This is a genomic window from Pseudomonas sp. CFBP13528 (genome assembly GCF_005233615.1).
In the GTDB taxonomy this organism is placed as follows: Bacteria; Pseudomonadota; Gammaproteobacteria; order Pseudomonadales; family Pseudomonadaceae; genus Aquipseudomonas; species Aquipseudomonas fluorescens_AM.
The window spans coordinates 47,331-61,913 of sequence record NZ_QGAJ01000017.1 but is presented as its reverse complement, the minus strand read 5'-3'; the positions used below and the strand labels follow the sequence as shown (position 1 = coordinate 61,913).

Annotated in this window: 18 protein-coding genes and 2 pseudogenes; 7 read left to right on the top strand and 13 right to left on the bottom strand. The window is 60.4% G+C overall.

What is annotated here, in order from left to right:
• Positions 1 to 39: 39 nt before the first annotated feature.
• Positions 40 to 1,143 (top strand): NADH:flavin oxidoreductase, encoded by a 1,104-nt coding sequence (locus tag PspCFBP13528_RS23620; protein ID WP_137201641.1) that lies wholly within the window; start codon positions 40 to 42, stop codon positions 1,141 to 1,143.
• Here PspCFBP13528_RS23620 and PspCFBP13528_RS23615 read toward each other — a convergent pair.
• Positions 1,112 to 2,314: a glycosyltransferase family 1 protein gene (locus PspCFBP13528_RS23615; RefSeq protein ID WP_065951192.1), complete on the bottom strand. Its 1,203-nt coding sequence runs from the start codon at positions 2,312 to 2,314 to the stop codon at positions 1,112 to 1,114. The two genes, PspCFBP13528_RS23620 and PspCFBP13528_RS23615, sit on opposite strands and share 32 nt — an antisense overlap.
• Before the next feature lie 54 nt (positions 2,315 to 2,368).
• On the bottom strand, positions 2,369 to 3,133 hold the full coding sequence (gene cysZ, locus PspCFBP13528_RS23610; protein WP_065951193.1) for a sulfate transporter CysZ: 765 nt from the start codon (positions 3,131 to 3,133) through the stop codon (positions 2,369 to 2,371).
• A gap of 282 nt (positions 3,134 to 3,415) precedes the next feature.
• Between cysZ and trxB the strand changes: the two genes are divergently transcribed.
• Positions 3,416 to 4,378: a thioredoxin-disulfide reductase gene (gene trxB / locus PspCFBP13528_RS23600; RefSeq protein WP_003194076.1), complete on the top strand. Its 963-nt coding sequence runs from the start codon at positions 3,416 to 3,418 to the stop codon at positions 4,376 to 4,378.
• Between the two features lie 125 nt (positions 4,379 to 4,503).
• Here trxB and PspCFBP13528_RS23595 read toward each other — a convergent pair.
• The 9 genes and pseudogenes from PspCFBP13528_RS23595 to PspCFBP13528_RS23555 form a co-directional block, all read right to left on the bottom strand.
• A pseudogene (locus PspCFBP13528_RS23595) lies at positions 4,504 to 4,677 on the bottom strand (HopJ type III effector protein); the annotation flags it as partial.
• A 130-nt stretch (positions 4,678 to 4,807) separates the two neighbouring features.
• The gene (locus PspCFBP13528_RS23590) at positions 4,808 to 5,005 is read right to left on the bottom strand and encodes a HopJ type III effector protein (protein WP_137201640.1); all 198 of its coding nucleotides are present in this window, start codon (positions 5,003 to 5,005) and stop codon (positions 4,808 to 4,810) included.
• A gap of 106 nt (positions 5,006 to 5,111) precedes the next feature.
• Positions 5,112 to 5,236, bottom strand: a pseudogene (locus tag PspCFBP13528_RS23585) (HopJ type III effector protein); the annotation flags it as partial.
• A 33-nt stretch (positions 5,237 to 5,269) separates the two neighbouring features.
• Positions 5,270 to 5,611 carry a HopJ type III effector protein gene (locus tag PspCFBP13528_RS23580; RefSeq protein ID WP_065951194.1) on the bottom strand — a complete coding sequence of 114 codons (342 nt, stop codon included), beginning with the start codon at positions 5,609 to 5,611 and terminating at the stop codon, positions 5,270 to 5,272.
• Complete coding sequence (locus PspCFBP13528_RS23575; RefSeq protein WP_065951195.1) at positions 5,604 to 5,900, bottom strand: DUF1244 domain-containing protein; 297 nt, start codon at positions 5,898 to 5,900, stop codon at positions 5,604 to 5,606. The genes PspCFBP13528_RS23580 and PspCFBP13528_RS23575 overlap by 8 nt, the downstream gene beginning before the upstream one ends.
• A gap of 111 nt (positions 5,901 to 6,011) precedes the next feature.
• Complete coding sequence (folX, locus tag PspCFBP13528_RS23570; protein WP_065951196.1) at positions 6,012 to 6,383, bottom strand: dihydroneopterin triphosphate 2'-epimerase; 372 nt, start codon at positions 6,381 to 6,383, stop codon at positions 6,012 to 6,014.
• A 2-nt stretch (positions 6,384 to 6,385) separates the two neighbouring features.
• The gene (folE, locus tag PspCFBP13528_RS23565) at positions 6,386 to 6,946 is read right to left on the bottom strand and encodes a GTP cyclohydrolase I FolE (RefSeq protein WP_065951197.1); all 561 of its coding nucleotides are present in this window, start codon (positions 6,944 to 6,946) and stop codon (positions 6,386 to 6,388) included.
• A 20-nt stretch (positions 6,947 to 6,966) separates the two neighbouring features.
• The gene (gene folM / locus PspCFBP13528_RS23560) at positions 6,967 to 7,677 is read right to left on the bottom strand and encodes a dihydromonapterin reductase (protein WP_137201638.1); all 711 of its coding nucleotides are present in this window, start codon (positions 7,675 to 7,677) and stop codon (positions 6,967 to 6,969) included.
• Positions 7,678 to 7,734: 57 nt separating this feature from the next.
• Positions 7,735 to 8,292, bottom strand: a complete 558-nt coding sequence (locus tag PspCFBP13528_RS23555) for an antibiotic biosynthesis monooxygenase (protein WP_065951199.1) — start codon at positions 8,290 to 8,292, stop codon at positions 7,735 to 7,737.
• Between the two features lie 243 nt (positions 8,293 to 8,535).
• Between PspCFBP13528_RS23555 and PspCFBP13528_RS23550 the strand changes: the two genes are divergently transcribed.
• Positions 8,536 to 9,462, top strand: coding sequence for a MerR family transcriptional regulator (locus PspCFBP13528_RS23550; RefSeq protein WP_241669137.1), 927 nt, complete (start codon positions 8,536 to 8,538; stop codon positions 9,460 to 9,462).
• A 2-nt stretch (positions 9,463 to 9,464) separates the two neighbouring features.
• On the opposite strand, the gene PspCFBP13528_RS23545 is transcribed toward PspCFBP13528_RS23550, so the two are convergent.
• A complete protein-coding gene (locus PspCFBP13528_RS23545) occupies positions 9,465 to 10,070 on the bottom strand; it encodes a hypothetical protein (protein WP_065951201.1) in 606 nt (201 codons plus the stop codon).
• Positions 10,071 to 10,128: 58 nt separating this feature from the next.
• On the bottom strand, positions 10,129 to 10,596 hold the full coding sequence (locus PspCFBP13528_RS23540; RefSeq protein WP_137201636.1) for a PAS domain-containing protein: 468 nt from the start codon (positions 10,594 to 10,596) through the stop codon (positions 10,129 to 10,131).
• Between the two features lie 127 nt (positions 10,597 to 10,723).
• On the opposite strand from PspCFBP13528_RS23540, the gene PspCFBP13528_RS23535 reads away from it, so the two are divergent.
• From PspCFBP13528_RS23535 to PspCFBP13528_RS23520, 4 genes are all read left to right on the top strand, one after another.
• On the top strand, positions 10,724 to 11,179 hold the full coding sequence (locus PspCFBP13528_RS23535; protein ID WP_065951203.1) for a flavodoxin: 456 nt from the start codon (positions 10,724 to 10,726) through the stop codon (positions 11,177 to 11,179).
• Positions 11,180 to 11,381: 202 nt separating this feature from the next.
• Complete coding sequence (locus PspCFBP13528_RS23530; RefSeq protein ID WP_065951204.1) at positions 11,382 to 12,164, top strand: class II aldolase/adducin family protein; 783 nt, start codon at positions 11,382 to 11,384, stop codon at positions 12,162 to 12,164.
• Positions 12,164 to 13,066, top strand: a complete 903-nt coding sequence (locus PspCFBP13528_RS23525; protein WP_065951205.1) for an alpha/beta hydrolase — start codon at positions 12,164 to 12,166, stop codon at positions 13,064 to 13,066. Before PspCFBP13528_RS23530 ends, PspCFBP13528_RS23525 begins: the two co-directional genes overlap by 1 nt.
• Positions 13,067 to 13,196: 130 nt before the next feature.
• The gene (locus PspCFBP13528_RS23520) at positions 13,197 to 14,108 is read left to right on the top strand and encodes an SDR family oxidoreductase (RefSeq protein WP_137201635.1); all 912 of its coding nucleotides are present in this window, start codon (positions 13,197 to 13,199) and stop codon (positions 14,106 to 14,108) included.
• Positions 14,109 to 14,583 lie beyond the last annotated feature (475 nt).

The window sequence follows — 14,583 nt, the reverse complement described above, 5'->3', positions numbered from 1 at the left end:
ATTATCCACATCATAAATTCGCCTCATGTGGAGTGCTCCATGCCTGTCCAAGCCTTGTTCAAACCTTTTCAGCTCGGTGCACTGCAACTGTCGACCCGCGTGGTGATGGCGCCCATGACGCGTTCGTTTTCACCCGGCGGTGTACCCAATTCCAAGGTTATCGAGTACTACCGCCGCCGCGCCGCCGCCGGTGTGGGCCTGATCATCACCGAAGGCACAGTGGTGGGGCATCAAGCCTCCAACGGCTACCCCAACGTTCCACACTTCTACGGCGAAGCGGCGTTGGCCGGCTGGAAGAAAGTGGTGGATGCGGTGCACGCCGAAGGCGGCAAGATTGTTCCGCAGTTGTGGCATGTGGGCAGTGTGCGCCGTATCGGGACCGAACCTGACGCCAGCGTGCCTGCCTATGGCCCGATGGAAAAACTCAAGGAGGGCAGCGTCGTTGTCCACGGCATGACCACCCAGGACATCCAGGACGTGATCAATGCCTTCGCCCAGGCGGCCAGAGATGCCCAGCGCATCGGCATGGACGGTGTGGAAATCCACGGCGCCCACGGCTATCTGGTCGACCAGTTCTTCTGGGAAGGCAGCAACCAGCGCATCGACGAATACGGCGGCAGCCTGGTCAATCGGTCACGTTTCGCCATCGAACTGATCCAGGCTACCCGCGCGGCGGTTGGCCCGGATTTTCCGATCATCTTGCGTTTTTCCCAGTGGAAGCAGCAGGACTACACGGCGCGCCTGGTGCAAACCCCCGAGGCGTTGGGTGAATTCCTCAAGCCGTTGTCCGACGCCGGCGTGGATATTTTCCACTGCTCCACGCGCCGGTTCTGGGAACCGGAGTTCGAAGGTTCCGACCTCAACCTGGCCGGCTGGACCCGCCAGTTGACGGGCAAGCCGACGATTACCGTGGGCAGTGTCGGCCTGGACGGCGAATTCCTGCAGTTCATGGTCAATACCGACAAAGTCGCGCAGCCGGCCAGCCTCGAGAAACTGCTGGAACGCTTGAATAACGATGAGTTCGATCTGGTCGCCGTGGGCCGTGCGCTGCTGGTGGACCCGGATTGGGCAGTGAAGGTACGCGAGGGGCGTGAGGCGGACATTCTGCCCTTCAGTCGTGAGGCGTTGACGAGCCTGGTGTAAGCGGCGACAAGACGGGCGCCGGTTGCCCGTCATTGCACGCACCGCGTAACTGACGCTCGAACTGCTCGATGATGGCCGGCCACCCCTGACGGCTGGCATGTTGTCGGGCATTCAAACGTGCTCGGCGTAAGGTCTCGCGTTCCTCCAGCAGCCACACGGCCGCATCGCAAAATGCGTTCTCATCCCCTGGCATCGCCAGTACCCCGTTGTAGCCGTGGCGAACATGCTGGGTGGCGGCCGCCTGGTCGTACGCCACCACACCCAGCCCGGACGCCATGGCTTCCAGCACCACATTGCCGAACGTTTCGGTCAGGCTGGGAAACAGGAACAGATCGCCCGAGGCGTAATGCCGTGCCAGCTCCTCGCCGCGCTGGGCGCCGCAGAACACTGCTTCGGGCAAGTCGCGCTGCAAGAGGCCGCGCTGCGGGCCGTCGCCGACAATGACCAGCTTCAGCCGCCGCGAGGGGTAAGTGCTCTGCAAAGCATCGAAACAGCGTTTGAGCAGCCCCAGATTTTTCTCTTGGGCGAGGCGTCCTACGTGCAGCACCACAATATCGTCGCTCTCCAACCCCCAACTTTCGCGCAGGCTGTAGTCGCGTTTCGCCGGGTGGAACAGGCGGCTATCGACCCCCCGGGACAGCAGCCCAAGACGCTCGAAATGCCGACGTTCCAACTCAAGGCGTTGACTCGCGCTGGGAACCAGCGTCAACGTCGACCGGTTATGAAACCAGCGCAGATAATGGGTGACCAGGCGACTCAACAGGCTCAAGCCGTACTGGTTCGAATACTGTTGAAAGTTGGTATGGAAGCCGCTGACCACACTGATTCCCAGGCGTCGCGCGGCGCGTAACGCCGACAGGCCCAGCGGCCCCTCGGTTGCGATGTACAACACATCCGGACGCTGACGGGTCCAGCGTCGCAGCAGCTTGTGCATCGACGATTGGCCCCATTGCAGGCCTGGATACCCGGGCAGCGGCCAGCCACGGCACAGCAGCAACTCATCGTCACTCGGCCGGCTCTGGTCGGCACCCTGGCGCGGGCGCACCAGTTCGATTTGATGGCCGCGCGCGCGCAAACCGTCGCACAGGCGGCCAAGGGTGTTGGCCACCCCGTTGATTTCCGGCGGGAAGGTTTCGGTGATCAGGGTGATGTGAAGCGAGGCTGTCGTCATGACCCACAGTGTCGCTGCGGGCCATGTCGTCATTGTGTCACCGGGATGATGGATTTATGACCGGGCTACCTGCTGGCCCGCCATCGCCTCGGCACCTTGCTCGCGCACCCAGAACAACGTGGCCCCGGCGACCGCTGCCGGCATCATCAGCAGGTTGACCACCGGCACCAGCAGCACCAGGTAGACGATGCCGCCGAAGCTCATGCTCTGCCAGCGTTTCTGGCGCAGCCAGGCGAGCATTTCGTTCCAGCCCAGCTTGTGGTTGTCGGCCGGGTAGTCGATGTATTGGATCGCCATCATCCACACGCCGAACAGCAGCCACAACGGCGCGGCAATCAGGTTGACCACTGGAATGAACGACAGGATGAACAGGCCGACAGCCCGCGGCAGGAAATAGCCCAGCTTGCGCATTTCCCGGGCCAGGGTGCGCGGGACCATGGCGATCAATTCGGCCCAGCTGAACGCGGGGAAGTCGTCGGTGCCACGCACCACCACTTCGACTTTCTCCGATAGAAAGCCATTGAACGGCGCCGCGATGATGTTGGCGAGCATGGTGAAGGTGAAGAACACCATCAGCACCACCAGCGCGACAAACAAGGGCCATAACAGGTAATTCAGAAAGCTCAGCCAACTCGGCAGGGTGGGCATCAGGTGGTCAACCCATAAGCTGAACTGGTGCCCGGCAAAATAGATCAATCCCACAAACAGCAGCAGGTTGATCGCCAGCGGCAGCAGCACAAACAGGCGCAGGCCGGGGCTCAGCACCAGTTTGAGGCCTTCGCGCAGGTATTGCGGGCCGGAAAGAGCGGGGGCGGGCATGGAAAACTCCGAGCATAGTGACGAACGGGCCGACCTTACCGGCTTTGTATTCCGGGGGAAAGCGGCGACATCAGCGGTAACAATCACCTCGATTGGCCGAGCCGACTGCATAGAGACCACCTATGAGCTGGATTGTTATTGCGTATTTCCTTAATCTTGCCCCCCTCGATACGCTGCACCCATTATTTTCAGGGCCTGCGAGTTCAAGCCTTCCCCAAGTGCTTCGTGGTCCCTTTTTTATTCCAGCCGTCTTGTTGTGCGGACGGTCGATAGGAGTGAGTCATGTCTGATACCCGTCATTCGCGAGTGATTATTCTCGGTTCCGGCCCTGCCGGTTACAGCGCTGCCGTCTACGCTGCCCGGGCCAACCTCAAGCCGCTGCTGATCACCGGCATGCAGGCGGGCGGTCAGTTGACCACCACCACTGAAGTCGACAACTGGCCGGGCGATGTCCATGGCCTGACCGGCCCGGTGCTGATGGAGCGTATGAAAGAACACGCCGAGCGCTTTGAAACCGAGATCGTGTTCGACCACATCAACAAGGTCGATTTCTCCAAGAAGCCTTACAGCCTGACGGGCGACAGCGGCGTGTACACCTGTGACGCCTTGATCATCGCCACCGGCGCCAGCGCTCGTTACCTGGGCCTGCCCTCGGAAGAGGCGTTCATGGGCAAGGGCGTTTCCGCCTGCGCGACCTGCGACGGTTTCTTCTATCGCAACAAGCCGGTGGCGGTGGTCGGTGGCGGCAACACCGCTGTGGAAGAGGCGCTGTACCTGGCCAACATCGCCAGCACCGTGACCCTGGTGCACCGCCGCGAAACCTTCCGCGCCGAGAAGATCCTGATCGACAAGCTGCACGCCCGTGTCGCTGAAGGCAAGATCATCCTCAAGCTCAACGCCACGCTGGACGAAGTCCTGGGTGACAACATGGGCGTGACCGGCGCTCGCCTGAAGAACAACGACGGCAGCTTCGACGAGTTGAAAGTCGACGGTGTATTCATTGCCATCGGCCACACCCCGAACACGTCGTTGTTCGAAGGCGTGCTGGAAGCCAAAGACGGTTACCTGGTGGTGCAGGGCGGCCGTGAAGGCAATGCAACGGCTACCAACATCGAAGGTATCTTCGCTGCCGGTGACGTGGCTGACCACGTGTACCGCCAGGCCATCACCTCGGCCGGCGCCGGTTGCATGGCGGCCCTGGATGCCGAGCGTTACCTCGACGGTTTGAAAGACGCCTCGTTCTAAGCAACGCGGCAAAACAGATGTGGGAGGGGGCTTGCCCCCGATTGCGGTGGTTCAGTACCAGATGTACTGACTGACACACTGCTATCGGGGGCAAGCCCCCTCCCACACTTTGATCCGCGTCTGACTCAGGATGTGCGGGTCAGTGGCTGTGCGGTGAATTTCACGCCTGCCAGACCATGGGCGATCAACGCGCGGATATTCCCATGGTCACTGCCTTCGGGCGTCGCCACCCGCGCACGATAATGCTCGCCAAACGCCAGCAACGCTTCATGCACCGCCAATCTCAGGCTCTTGCACGAACTAAGCAACGCGGCAAAACAAATGTGGGAGGGGGCTTGCCCCCGATAGCAGTCTTCCAGCCAAGTATTTATTAGCTGACATACCGCTATCGGGGGCAAGCCCCCTCCCACATTTTGATCCGCGTCTGACTCAGGATTTGCGGGTCAGTGGCTCGGCGGTGAATTTCACGCCTGCCAGACCATGGGCGATCAACGCGCGGATGTTCCCGTGGTCACTGCCTTCAGGCGTCGCCGCCCGCGCACGATAATGCTCGCCAAACGCCAGCAACCCTTCCTGCAACGCCAATCTCAGGCTCTTGCACGAACTAAGCAACGCGGCAAAACACATGTGGGAGGGGGCTTGCCCCCGATTGCGGTGGTTCAGTACCAGATGTACTGACTGACACACTGCTATCGGGGGCAAGCCCCCTCCCACATTTTGATCCGCGTCTGACTCAGGATGTGCGGGTCAGCGGTTCGGCGGTGAATTTCACACCGGCCAGACCATGGGCGATCAACGCGCGGATATTCCCATGGTCACTGCCTTCGGGCGTCGCCACCCGCGCACGATAATGCTCGCNAGCCCCCTCCCACATTTTGATCCGCGTCTGACTCAGGATTTGCGGGTCAGTGGCTGTGCGGTGAATTTCACACCGGCCAGACCATGGGCAATCAACGCGCGGATATTCCCGTGGTCACTGCCTTCAGGCGTCGCCATCACCGCACGGTAATGCTCGCCAAACGCCAGCAACGCTTCCTGATCGCTCAACCCTTCCAGCAACGCCAACCCCAGGGTCTTGCACGACCCTTCGTTCTGGCCGGCGGCATTTTCCACATCGCCGTTGGTGAAGGCTTGCGGCTGATAGTCGTAACCTTCGGCAACAAAGGCCAGGGTATCGGCAAAAGCGTGCTCGCCGCTGTTGAGGCGGGCGCGCAGGGTGTTCAGGTCAGTCATGGGGTTTTCCTTTGGCAAACGCCGCTTGCTGGTCGGCGCTGGCTTCTTGCTGGTATTGGGCTTTCCACTGTGCGTACGGCATGCCGTACACCACTTCACGGGCGTCATCGAGGCTCAACTCGATCCGGCGCTCATCGGCCTCGGCCTTGTACCACTTGGACAGGCAGTTGCGGCAGAAGCCGGCCAGGTTCATCAGGTCGATGTTCTGAACATCCTTGCGGCTGTCCAGGTGTGCTACCAGCCGCCGGAAGGCGGCGGCTTCAAGTTCGAGACGTTGTTGGTCGGTCATGGAATCTCTCTGAGATAGTTTCAAGCGGGTAAGCTTCAAGCTGCAAGTTGGAACACGTCTGGCTTCAAGCTTGCAGCTTGCAGCTTGAAGCTTAAAGCTAACGACTTACAGCTAACGACTTGCAGCTAACGTAATCGACACCGACTCGGCAAAGCGCAGCGCGTGGGGCTTGTCCACTTCGACTTCGGCATAGAGCACCGATTCGTTGCTCATCACCAGGTCCAGCAGCTCCTGGGTCAGGCGCTCGAGCAGGGCAAAACGATTGCCTTCGACGTGGGCGATGATCGCCTTGGTGATGGTGCGGTAATTCAAGGCATGGTCGATGTCATTATCGCGCACGGCTTCCTGGGCCGCATACAGGACCGTGAGGTTGATCAGCACATCCTGCTTGTTGAGGATTTCGTCCTCGTTGATGCCGATAAAGGTGCGCAGGCGCAGGTCCTTGACGCGGATGCGCGCCATGCCTGGTTGAAGTTGTGGCATTGCTACTTGCTCCGTCCAATCAGTTGCAGGAACTCCATGCGCGTGGTGTTCGATTCGCGAAACGCGCCGAGCATCACCGAGGTGTTCATGGTTGAATTCTGTTTTTCCACGCCGCGCATCATCATGCACATATGCCTGGCTTCGATCACCACCGCCACGCCGGCGGCCTGGGTCACGTCCTGGATGGCGTCGGCGATCTGCCGGGTGAGGTTTTCCTGGATCTGCAGGCGCCGCGCGAACATGTCGACGATGCGCGCCAGTTTCGACAGGCCTAGCACCTTGCCGGTCGGAATATAGGCCACATGGGCCTTGCCGATAAAGGGCAGCAGGTGATGCTCGCACAGCGAGTACAACTCGATGTCCTTTAGGATCACCATCTCGTCATTGTCAGAGGCGAACAATGCGCCGTTGACGATTTCCTGCAGGTTCTGCTCGTAGCCATGACACAGATACTGCATCGCCTTGGCGGCGCGCTTGGGCGTATCGAGCAGGCCTTCGCGCCCAGGATCTTCACCCAGGCCCTTGAGGATCTCGCGGTAATGGTGGGGCAGGGACAAAGTCATACAACATCCTCACAAACGGCTTACTTGATGTGCCGCCCGCCGTTGACGGTCAGGGTGGTCCCGGTGACATAGGGGTTGTCCAGCAGGTAACGCACGCTCTGGTAGATCACCTGCGGCCCGGGCTCGATACCCAGTGCCGACTTGGCCAGAACCCTGGCGCGATACGCCGCGTCGTCGCCTTCATTGAACATCACCATGGCCGGCGCGATGCCGTTGACCTTGATCAACGGCGCGAACTGCGCGGCAAACGACAGCGTGAGGCTGTCGAGCCCGGCCTTGGTGGAGCAATAGGCGATGTGCTGACGGCTGCCCTTGCGCACCACATCGTCGCTGATATGTACGATGTCGGCCGGCGTCGAGCGCTGCAGCAGGGGTGAACAATGCAGGTTGATCAGGTACGGCGCAAGCATGTGCACGCTGAACATGTCGATAAAGGCACGGCTTTCGTCGCCCGGGGTTTCCTCGACCCAGGCCGAGGCATTGTGGATGATCGCGCGCAGCGCGTTGGTCTGCGTCTTCAGCTCAGCGATAAACGCCAGAATTCCCGTCTCGCTGGAGAAATCGGCAAATACACCGACCGCGCCGCGTTCGCGCAGTTGCTGCACACCTGGACGTTCGCTGCGGTAGCTGAAGATCACCGGTTGCCCTTCGTCCAGCAGGCGCTCGGCGCAATACAGGCCGACACGCTGGCCGGCACCGGTGATCAGGATCGGGGCATTGGTTGCAGTCATGGGAGGCTCGAGTCGCTGGCAGATGCAAACTATACCAGCGACCCGTCTCCCCTGTACTCAGGCGGCGGCTTCGCCGGTCTTGCGCGACGGCGTCGGATGCAGCCAGTTCGCCAGCAGATGAGTCGATAACGGGATAAAGAAGTAAACCATCAGCGGTGTGAGCGCCAAGGTGCTGACCAGCACCCGGCTGAACAGGTCCAGCTCGCCGAGCAAGGGGGCCAGGCCGAAGTTGAACAACAGTGACACCGGAAAAAACGCCAGCCAGATCGCCACCGCCTGTTTCCAGCGCGGCGGACGTGCGCCCACGGCACCGAACCAGCCATCGATGCCGCTCACGCGATGTTCGGACGGGTCGGCGAACAGCTCGCTGCCACGGCTCAGCCAGGCACTGCGCGACGCGGAAAACTCCCAGGCATGCAGGGTCTTTTCATCGGCGAAGCGGAAGATGATCTGGAATTCATCATCATGGGGGGGCGGTGCGAGCACGCCCGAGCCCAGGTAACCGGGAAAGTCCGTGGCCAATTGCTCGCCTTCGCGCAGCCAGGCCATCAGTTCTTCGTAGCGACCTTTGGCCACACGGCGCGCAACCATCAAGGTGACGGGGGAGGTAGACATTGTGTATCTCCAGATAAACGGATGCGCTTGACCGGGTAGGCGGCGCACGAGCGCAGTGGCGGGTATTGCCACTGCGCTGAAAAAACAGGCAAGGATTATTCCTGTTTTGCGAAAATACGCCAGTGACGTTGGTCCGAAGTCCGGGGGCCTTGAAAAAGACAGGTTTAAGTGCGTTAAATGGGATCCCATTTCCGTTGTCTTTTTGTCAGAAACCCCGTGATTACTGCACCGACTGATAGCACTTTGCAGCTGGAATCGATTGATTCGGAGCAACGCTTCCCCATTCGGGAAGTGGCGAGATTGACAGGCGTCAATCCCGTCACTCTGCGGGCGTGGGAGCGGCGTTACGGGCTGATCCTGCCCGTACGCACCGAAAGTGGGCACCGCCTGTACTCCAGGGCCGATATCGAGACGGTCAGTCGTATTCTCGAGTGGACTGAACGTGGCGTCGCGGTGAGCAAGGTAGGCAGGCTTCTGGCCCGTGACGCTCAACAGGCCGACGCGATTCGTGCCGAGCGCGACGCGGTTGAAGACAGCGAGTGGCCGCAGTGGCGGGCTCGACTGCTGCAGGCCATCAGTGCTTTCGACGATCGCCAGTTGGAAAGCGTTTATGGCCAGATTTTCTCGGCCTATCCCCTGAACGTCGCGTTCCAGGACATCCTGATGCCGCTGTGGAACGACTTGCTGCGCCATCAGGGCCGTTTCGGTCAGGTCAGTGAGTGGCTGTTTTTCGACGCCTTCCTTCGGGTGCAGACGTTCCTGCGCCTGCAGATAGCGAGCGCGTCGCCGGCGCCCCGCGTGTTACTCAGCGCTATGCCTGGTGAGTGCCGAAAACTGGAGCTATTGGTGGCGGCGCTGCTGATGAGCGGGGAGGGTTTGACCGTGAAGGTACTGGGCCTGGGCCAGCCGGTCGATGAGTTGACCCTGGTCTGTGAAAAGATCCGCCCCCAGGCGTTGGTGATTTTCTCCAACCATTCACACAAGCAGGACCTGAAAGCGCGTTTGAACCGCCTGGCATTGACCCTCAATTGCCCGCTGTTTCTCGCAGGCGCTGCATCGCAGCTGTTGCAGGCCGATCTGGCCGGTACTCCCATCGGTTGCCTGGGCAGCGAAGGGCGCCAGATGCGCCAGCGTCTGCAGCAGTTTCTCAGTGGCGACCTGGATACCTGATCTCAGGCATGTACATGCGGATGCACCAGACGATGCTGGTGCAGGATGAACTGGCGCAGGCGCTCGATTTCATCCGCGTCACTCTGATTCAGGCGGTAGGCGAACAATCCCCGGGCGGTTTCCCGCTCCAGCGTGCCGCGCAGCGCAATGCGTTCGTAACCGGACGGGCTGAACCACAACGAGAAGGATTTCGGCGGCCTGGCTCGGCCACGCCCTTCTACGAGCACACCTTTGAATGACACTTCATGCACCCACAGCGCGCTGGCGGAGCCCTTGATGTTCTCCAGGGCCACCGGCGCTTCAAGGGCCAGGCGCCATGGGCGAATCATCGGTCCGTCTTCAAAAATACTCGGCACGCCCAGCCGAAGATGCACCGCATGAAACTCATCCTCGACCAGATGCAGAGGGAAGGTGAGCTGCTGATTGTCGAACTGCGCCTGGATGGTGACTTGATCATGAGCGGCCAACCGGGTCAGCAGATCGCGAATCTGTGCACCGCCATTAACCGTCAGGCTCGACCATGCGTCCCGCAGGTTGAGCTGCGGGTTGTGCTGCATGTTCTGGATAAAATCCAGCTCGTCCTGAGTCAATAGAGCATCGCGGCGCATTGATATAGCTCAAAGGTTGGGCATTAAAAGGCCATTATCGCTCTAAAGAACGCATTTGTTACAGCTTGTTAACTTGGCTGTTCGACTTGAGCGCCGCCAGCTCGGCTTTAAGCTCGGCTATCTGGGTTTCCAACTGAGCCACGCGTTGCTGTGCCTTGACCTGGAGGGTGACGTCTTTTTGCACGCCGACGAAATACGTCTGCTGGTCGGCCGCGTTGTACACCGTCGACACCGAGAGCTCGTTCCAGAAGTGCGTGCCGTCTTTGCGGTAGTTGCGCACGATCTCTCGGCAGGCGCCGCCACTGTCAAGCGCCTCGCGGATCGCCATCAGGGCCGGCTGGTCACGATCGCCCGACTGCAGGAAGCGGCAATCCTGATAGAGAATCTCGTCCAGGGTATAGCCGGTCAGCCGTTCGAACGCGGGGTTGACGTAGATCAGCGGCTTCTCTTCGCCCTCGCGTTCGGCAACGACGATGCCGTCGTTGGACGCATTGACAACCATCTGCAGCAACTTGGCGTTAATCATTGAGCGTTCCATGGCTTGTTCTGATGGTGCAAGTTTATGGCAAATCCTGAATGTTGCACGGCTCGCCCTGAAACCACGGTGCAACTGCTAATATTCTACGCTTTCGTTCAATGACAGGATCAGATTGATGAAAGTCGCCATCCTTTCCGGCTCGGTCTACGGCACGGCAGAAGAAGTCGCCCGCCACGCCCGGGACATCCTCAAAGCTGCGGGTTTTGACGCCTGGCACGATCCGCGCGCCACGCTGGCGGACGTGCAGGCCTTCGCCCCCGAGGCGTTCCTGGCGGTCACATCGACCACCGGCATGGGCGAGTTACCCGACAATCTGCAGCCGCTGTATTCGAGTATTCGCGACCAACTGCCGGCCGCCTGGCGCGGCCTGCCCGGTGCGGTCATTGGCCTGGGCGACGCCAGCTACGGCGACACCTTCTGCGGCGGCGGCGAGCAACTGCGCGAATTGTTCGGTGAGTTGGGCGTTCGCGAAGTGCTGCCGATGCTGCGCCTGGACGCCAGCGAAAGCGTGACCCCGGAGAGCGACGCCGAGCCGTGGTTGGCCGAGTTTGTGACGGCCCTTCAACCGTAGCGAGTGGGCGCGGCAACTGTGGGCACACTGTCCAGCGTGCTTTTATTGACGGCGCTTCTCTGACACCGATTTGTACTATTCTCTAGACTGACTCGTTCAGTCATCAAGCTGGCTGCGAAGGCAACTCCGCAAGCCAGGGCGTCTGACTAGACTGGCCCATCACTTAAAAAACAATAATAAGTGCGCCAAGGAGGTCAACATCGTGAGTCTAGCCCCGGTTTCATCGCCACAGAATGTCAAAGACCAGGTCAGTGCGGCCGAATGGCAGACGCGTATCGACCTGGCGGCCTGCTATCGCCTGGTGGCGATGCATGGCTGGGACGATCTGATTTTCACGCATATTTCGGCCAAGGTGCCGGGCACCGATGATTTCCTGATCAACCCCTATGGGCTGATGTTCCACGAGATCACCGCCTCGAGCCTGGTCAAGGTGGACCAGGCCGGCAACAAACGCATGGCCAGTCCCTACGAGATCAACCCCGCGGGCTACACCATCCACAGCGCCATCCACGAAATACGCCACGACGTGAGCTGTGTGCTGCACACCCACACCGCCGCCGGCGTCGCGGTGTCTGCGCAACGGCAGGGCGTGCTGCCGATCAGCCAGCAATCGCTGTTTGTGCTGTCCAGCCTTGCCTATCACGCCTATGAAGGCGTGGCCCTCAATCACGATGAAAAGGCACGCCTGCAGGCGGACCTGGGTGAAAACAATTTTCTGATGCTGCACAACCATGGCTTGCTGACGTGCGGCGCCACCATCGCCGATACCTTTCTGATGATGTTCACGTTCCAGCGTGCCTGTGACATCCAGGTGCTGGCGCAGAACGGCGCGGCCGAGTTGATTGCCATCGAGCCGCAGATTCTGGCCGGCGCCAAGGCGATGGTGGCGGCTGTCACAAAAAGTGCCCAAGGTATGGGCGGTGCGCTGGCCTGGCCGGCGCTGCTGCGCAGATTGGATCACCAGGACCCCGGGTATAAAAGCTGATGCCACTTGCCGAAATACCACTCAGCGTCTGGCGCAAACGCGGCCAGGACTTCGTCTTCCGCGGTCACACCATTCGTTATTGGGTGGCCGGGCAGGGCGAGCCGCTGCTGTTGATTCACGGCTTTCCCACGGCCAGTTGGGATTGGCATTACCTGTGGCAGCCCCTGGCCCAGCGCAATCTGGTGATTGCCTGCGACATGCTCGGTTTTGGCGACTCGGCCAAACCGCTGGATCATGGGTACTGCCTGCTGGAGCAAGCGGACCTGCAACAGGCGCTGCTTGAACACCTGCAGGTCGTCAAGCCGGTGCATGTATTGGCCCACGACTATGGCGACAGCGTGGCCCAGGAACTGCTGGCCCGACATTATGAAGGCCGGTTTCAGATGGCCAGTTGTGTGTTTCTCAACGGTGGGCTGTTCCCCGAAACCCATCGCGCAACGTTGGTGCAGAAGTTATTGCTCAGCCCTTTGGGCTGGATGATCGGCCGAGCCTCTGGAAGAAGCGGCCTGGCCAACAGTTTCAACCAGATCTTTGGCCCACGGACGCGGCCCAGCGAAAGCGCCCTGGATGATTTCTGGAGCCTGATTGAACGCAATGATGGCACGCGCATCCTGCACAAGTTGATCAGCTATATCCCTCAGCGCCGTCGCCTGCGCGACCGCTGGGTGGCAGCGATGCAACGCGACGACGTGCCGTTGCGCGTCATCGACGGTGAGGTCGATCCCATTTCCGGCGCGCATATGGTGGAGCGCTACCACCAGCTGGTGCCGCATGCCGATACCGTATCGCTGGCCGGCATCGGCCATTACCCGCAGATCGAGGTGCCGGTCCAGGTGCTCAGGCATTACCAGGCGTTTCGTGAGCGTATTGGCCAGCAGTCGACGCGTGCGGCTTATTCCTGAGTCTGGTGTCTGCGTAACGCATCATCCCGCTGCCTTATCGAGCACCATTCAGCGTTGCCCGTATTTATTGTGACCCAAGGTGCTGTGCCCGACACTCTGGCCATTGCCATTGTCGCCAGAGGAGTTGGGTATGAATCAGTCAGTGCAGTTGCAGGATAAGGTCGTGATCGTCACCGGTGCCGGCGGCGGATTGGGCCGGGCCCATGCGCTGCTGTTCGCCCGGCACGGGGCCAAAGTACTGGTCAATGACCTCGGTGGTTCGACCCAGGGCGAAGGCGCCAATGCCTCGGCGGCCGACCGGGTGGTGGCCGAAATCCGCGAAGCCGGCGGCACTGCCGAAGCCAACCATGATTCCGTCACCGACGGCGACAAAATCGTGCAGAACGCGTTGGACGCGTTCGGCCGTATCGATGTGGTGGTGAACAATGCCGGCATCCTGCGTGACAAGACTTTCCACAAAATGGACGACAGCGATTGGGACCTGGTTTACCGGGTGCATGTCGAAGGCGCCTACAAAGTCACCCGCGCCGCCTGGCCGCATCTGCGCGAGCAGGGTTATGGCCGGGTGATCTTCACCGCGTCCACCTCGGGCATCTACGGCAACTTCGGCCAGTCCAACTACGGCATGGCCAAGCTCGGCCTGTATGGCTTGACCCGAACCCTGGCGCTGGAAGGGCGCAAGCACAACATCCTGGTCAACGCGATTGCGCCCACCGGCGGCACGCGCATGACTGAAGGGCTGATCCCGCCGCAGGTGTTCGAGCGCCTCAAGCCGGAACTGGTCAGCCCGTTGGTGGTGTACCTGGGCAGCGAAGCCTGTCAGGAAACCTCCGGCCTGTTCGAGGTGGGCGGCGGCTGGATCGGCAAGACCCGCTGGGAGCGCAGCCTGGGCATGGGCTTCGATCCCGAAGCGGGCTTTTCGCCGGATGACGTGGCGGCACACTGGCAGCAAATCTGCGACTTCGACGGCGCGGCGCACCCCGGGGACAATATCGAGGCGCTGAAAGAGATGATGGCCAACTTGCAGAAGTTCAGCCTCTGATCGTTGCCATAAAAATGGTGAATCCCACGGGGCGTCGACGACGCCCCGTTTTTATTCGAGGCATAAAAAAGGCCGCTGCATAGGCAGCGGCCGAAGTAAGACGTTGGATCAAGGAGCGATAAATCAACGTCAGTGAACACGGGTAACAGATTGAAAGTAGTCACAATCGGTTGAATTCGAGCTTTTCTCCCCCACTCGGGAGCGGGCTGTTTGCCCTGAGAGCGAGGTAAGAATAGTCGGTTGTAACAGAATGAGTAATAGCAGTTCAGGACAAGGACTGTTACAAAAACGACAATAATGACCTGGTCGTCATCGATTCCTCTGATACGCCACCATCCATCCAATCCATGACCGCGCCGAAACCTTGGCCGGCGCGGCTCGTCATCCTTTCGAGCGACAACACGAATACCTCCTTGGTGCGCTTATCGCTCTTCATGGGCGGCAGTAGGGTGGGGCCTTCTGTCACTCACCGGGG